Annotated in this window: 3 protein-coding genes and 1 pseudogene; 2 read left to right on the top strand and 2 right to left on the bottom strand. The window is 72.4% G+C overall.

The genetic code is table 11. The annotated features are described in order from the left end of the window. Positions 1–223: TOBE domain-containing protein (locus tag ASJ79_RS22365; RefSeq protein WP_067960066.1), on the top strand; the 223-nt coding region annotated here is incomplete at its 5' end. A gap of 127 nt (positions 224–350) precedes the next feature. On the opposite strand, the gene ASJ79_RS22360 is transcribed toward ASJ79_RS22365, so the two are convergent. Further along, positions 351–929, bottom strand: coding sequence for an orotate phosphoribosyltransferase (locus tag ASJ79_RS22360; RefSeq protein ID WP_067960064.1), 579 nt, complete (start codon positions 927–929; stop codon positions 351–353). Positions 930–933: 4 nt separating this feature from the next. Continuing rightward, positions 934–1,746 carry a HugZ family protein gene (locus tag ASJ79_RS22355; RefSeq protein ID WP_067960060.1) on the bottom strand — a complete coding sequence of 271 codons (813 nt, stop codon included), beginning with the start codon at positions 1,744–1,746 and terminating at the stop codon, positions 934–936. 136 nt (positions 1,747–1,882) lie between these two features. On the opposite strand from ASJ79_RS22355, the pseudogene ASJ79_RS22350 reads away from it, so the two are divergent. After that, a pseudogene (locus ASJ79_RS22350) lies at positions 1,883–2,499 on the top strand (hypothetical protein); the annotation flags it as partial.

Below are 2,499 nucleotides of genomic sequence, written 5' to 3'. Positions count from 1 at the left end.
GATGGTGCGGCCGGAAGCGGTGACCGTCACCGCCGACCCGGCCGGCACCGCGGCCGTCACCTCGGTGTCGTTCCTCGGGGCCGTCTCGCGGGTCCACATCGCGCTGCCCGACGGCGCGTCGGTCAGCGCTCAGATGGCCAGTTCGGCGGCGCGGGCGTTCGCGCCCGGTGACCCGGTGACCGTCGGCATCGAGCCCGGGGGAGTGCTCGTCACCCGTCCCTGACGGGGGCCGCGGGTTCCTCGCGGGTCCCTCGCGCACCAGGAATCCGCTTTCTGCAGGGAAAGTGCGAGTGGCGGCCTGCCGAACGTGGATGTGTGTGACGGGTGGGGCCGGTGCTCAGACGCCGTCCCTAGACGTCGGCGACGGGCTCGATCCCGAGGTCGCGGTAGGTGACCAGCGCGTGGAACGGCACGTTGTGCCTGGCGAAGCGCTTCGCCGCGACGTCGCCGCGGTCGACCATCGGGATCACGCCGGTGACGACGACCCCGAGCGGCGCGATGCGTTCCAGCGCCAGCTCGGTCGAACCGCCGGTGCTGATCACGTCGTCGACGAGCAGTACGCGCATGCCCGGCTCCAGGCGGGTGCCTTCGACCCACTGCTCCCTGCCGCGCTTCTTCTGTTCCTTGCGCACCGAGAACCACGCCTTGCCGGTGACCATCGCGACGCCGTGCGCCAGCGGGTCGGCCCCCATGGTCAGCCCGCCGACCGCGTCGAACTCGATGCCGTTGGCGGCCGCCAGGTCGGCGACCGCCCGGGACACGATTGTCAGCCGCTCACCGGTGTCGACGGCGTACTTGCCGTCGATGTAGTCGTGGCTGAGCTGACCGCTGGCGAGCTTGAACGGCTCCTCGCGCCGTTCGTGACCGCGGGTGCGGATCAGGTCGAACGCGGCCTGCCAGGTCTGCGGGCGATCGTTTTCCGTCGGCATCGTATCAGTCTCCTCGGGCGCGTTTGGCCAACTCGACGGTGGCCGAACGCATTTCGTCGATGGCGTCGATAGGGCGGGCGTAGCCGATGCGGGTGTAGGCCATCCCGCGCGGTGTGCCCAGCCGCAGGTCGAGGCCGTAGCGGTCAGCGCCCGTGCAGGTCGCCGTGTCCGCGTCCGGATATCCGCCGAGCCTGCGGGCCATCGCGAGGAGCGATTCGGCGTGGTCGGCGTTGAGGTGGGCGATGGCCCCGGCGGCGCGGGGCGCCACCGGATCCGGTTGCGCCGCGGTGTACTCCCGGCCGGTCGTCGAGTCCATCCGGCCGTAACCGCCGACCCAGCGCACGCGGTCCACTCTGAGCACCCACAGCGTGAAGTCGCTGTAGTCGATGTAGTACTTCGCGGCGGCGACGGCGTCCAGGTGCGCGTCGCGGGCGGCGTCCCGTTCGGCGCCCGCGGGCGCCTCGACGTGCCCGGCCAACGTGATCCGGGCACTGGCCAGCGGATCGGCGTCGGTGGTCGGCGCGGTGATCGCGATGCTCGCGCGCGGATCGGCGGCCAGGTTGCGGCCGTGCTCGGCGAGGTTGGACACACACAGCACCGGCGCGCCGTCGAGCAGTCCGTAGGTGACGAAGGACGCCCACGGGTCGCCGTCGGCGGTCAGCGTCGCCAGCGTGCCGGTGTTCGTCGACGCGGCGATGGTCCTGGCCTCCTCGGCCGCCGACGGCCGGGTGGCGCCGGCGGGTTCGGTCAGCGGTGGCGGGACGGTGGGGGCATCACCCGGGTCACCGTGGTCGCGGGTCGGGCCGGCGGACGTCACGACGGCACCCTATCGTGCCGGCTGCGGGCCCGCGGCAAACATCCGCGGCCGGGCCTGACCCCTTGTGCCGTGTGCGAGAATTGCAGACGAATTCGTCTCCGTGACAGCAACGTAATCCTCCGGAAATGGAGGCGCCATGGTCGGGCCCGTACTGCGAACCTTCGCGGTTGCCGGCGTGCTGACCGTGACGGCCGTCTTCGGCGGCGCGATCGCGGTGCCGGTGGCCGCGGAACCCGGCGACACCGACAGTTCCAGCCAGAGTTCGGACGACCCGGACGGCGGATCAGCGGACACCGGCGGCGACGACGGCGAGGACGACGGCGGCGCCGACACCGGCACGTCGAGCGAGCCCGACGAGCCCAGTCCGACCCAGAGCGTGCCGGACAAGGAACCCGAACAGACCGATCCCACCCGGACCACCGAACCCGATCCCGACGAGGGCACCGTCGGTTCCCGCCGGGACCCGCCGGTGATCGAGAAGCCGCCGGCGTCCACGCCCCGGCAGCTGCCGGGCGGCACCTCGATCAAGTTGCCGTTCCTGCGGCTGCCCGCCGCGGGTGAGATCCCGATGGGCAGCTGGCCGACACCGTCGACGTTCTACACCACCGTGGAGATCCCGGTCCCGACGCTGACGGAGTTCCTGCAGGCGCTGCAGATCGTGCCCGCACCGGCCCCGCCGCCGGGGCCGGCCTTCCGCACCCAGGAGGAGGCACCCGTCGCCGACGCGACGACGGGCACCACCGGCGGTGGCGG

It is taken from the genome of Mycobacterium sp. NAZ190054 (genome assembly GCF_001545925.1).
Lineage (GTDB): Bacteria > Actinomycetota > Actinomycetes > Mycobacteriales > Mycobacteriaceae > Mycobacterium.
The sequence above is the reverse complement of the archived record's forward strand: the minus strand, read 5'-3'. Positions and strand labels throughout refer to the sequence as shown.